This window comes from Actinoplanes campanulatus (assembly GCF_014647795.1).
Taxonomy (GTDB): Bacteria; Actinomycetota; Actinomycetes; order Mycobacteriales; family Micromonosporaceae; genus Actinoplanes; species Actinoplanes campanulatus.
Genome location: NZ_BMPW01000066.1, coordinates 1 through 1735 on the forward strand (window position 1 = coordinate 1; position 1735 = coordinate 1735).

The window sequence follows — 1735 nt, forward strand, 5'->3', positions numbered from 1 at the left end:
GAGGTCGTCGGTGGGTTCGCCGCGGCCGGAGTAGCGGTGGGCGAGGTGCCGGGCGAGTGGCAGCCAGGCCTCGATCGCCCGATCCCGCAGTGAAGCCCGGGACGGGTGTCCCACCGGCATCGCGGCCATCGCGGCGAGCAACTCGGCAGCGCTGTCGACCGGAGCCGTGGCGCGGGCCGTGGTCGACGGTGACACCGCCGTCGAGGTCTCGGTGACGGTCATGTCGTGGTCCTCCCCGGAGCTTCTCCACCGGAGCCGGCCCTGTTCGGGACCCGGTCGGTAGGGCATCCATATCTATGGGCGGCGTCCGCCGCCCAGGCGCACTTGGCCGTTCGGTTACGCCGACTCTATACGACAGGTCGATGGAACACTAGCCGAAAGTATGAGTGTGTTAACGTGACAAAACGGTCTTAAACCATCGGTTTTTGTTCCATGTCTCTGGCGTGACGGCCCGCGGGCGGCTCCGAAAAGCGATCACGCTGACCCGCTCGGGCCTCCGCGAATCCCCCGCGAGTGGGCAAGATAGGCACATGACGTCGCTGCCCGCCCCGGTCCCGCACCCGGCGGCGACCGAGCAACGCCGCTGGACCCTCGACAGCGTCCAGGACCTACGGCGGCTGCGAGCCGAGTTGCGCGATGCGGTCACCGGCACCCTGATCGACGACGACGGCCTCGACCGCATCGCGGTGGTCGCCACCGAACTGGCCACCAACGCCCTCCGCCACGGCCGCCCACCCACGGTGATCCGCCTCCTGGAGGAGCCCGGCCACCTCATCCTCGACGTGGCCGACCACGACCTCGCCGGCGAACCCCTCTTCGACCAGTCCCGCCCCATCGGCTCCGGCGGCCTGGGCCTGCACCTGGCCCGCACCTTCGCCACCGACCTCGGCTGGTACCGAACCGCCACCACCAAACACGTCTGGGCCGTCTTCACCATCTGATCCGCGCCGGGCCACCTCAAATCACCCGCGGCTCACGCCGCCCGCCCCCGAGCCCCATCCAGGCGACTCTCCAACTCTCCCCTTTCTCGTACGCGCGGAGCACTTCCCACCGCACACGCCCCGCCCCACTCGCGCGGGCCGTGCCCGCTTCCCGTCAGCCGTGGCTGATCTTCTTCGGCTGGCCGAACGCTGTCTCGAAGGGTCCGAGACAGCCCTGACCCCGCTGGTCTTGCCTCGTTGCGCGCTGTTCGGCCCGGTGGGTGCTCACGTCGCGCCGTTCGTGTGCTCGGCCTGCCGCCATGACGCGGGTGGGCGACCACGCAAGCCTTTGTCAGGCGGTGGGCGGTCGGGGGCGGCGGCTTGGAAAAGGGGGCTGAGCTGCGCGAATGCTGCTGGGCGCCATTTCTGTTGGTGGTGGGATCGGTGAGCGGCATGTTCATTGCGTATCGGGGCGGCTTCGCAAGGTCGCAGAAACTCTTTCGGCTCGCCGGCACCAGTGGCCACGGGAGTGCGATCACGTGTGGGGGCCGATTTGGCGTTGCTGGAGGGAGCGGGTAATGTTCTCCGAGCCGGCAGGGAAACGGGCGAGGCAAGCGGAGAGATCCGCTAGACCGGCCGTCCTGCCAAACCCCAAGGATCTAGCGCACGAGCGATCGTGTAAGCTTCCGCGGGACTCGAGCGAATTCCTAGCTCACCGAAACCGGGAACACCCCGGATTTGGCGAGACGGAATAGCGAGGGTAAAGTAGAGCGAGTGCCCCGGAGAACGGGCCGCGAAAGCGGAACGGGCAAAGG

General features: G+C 68.4%; 1 protein-coding gene and 1 pseudogene. One reads left to right on the forward strand and one right to left on the reverse strand.

What is annotated here, in order from left to right; all coding sequences use genetic code 11:
• Positions 1–222, reverse strand: a pseudogene (locus tag IEZ13_RS46035) (RNA polymerase sigma factor SigF); the annotation flags it as partial.
• Positions 223–530: 308 nt separating this feature from the next.
• Here IEZ13_RS46035 and IEZ13_RS46040 point away from each other — a divergent pair.
• Positions 531–941: an ATP-binding protein gene (locus IEZ13_RS46040; RefSeq protein WP_183228028.1), complete on the forward strand. Its 411-nt coding sequence runs from the start codon at positions 531–533 to the stop codon at positions 939–941.
• Positions 942–1735 lie beyond the last annotated feature (794 nt).

Coding starts and splice junctions, on each gene's coding strand:
- IEZ13_RS46040 (WP_183228028.1), top strand. CDS start 531: ATGACGTCGCTGCCCGCCCCGGTCCCGCACCCGGCGGCGACCGAGCAA.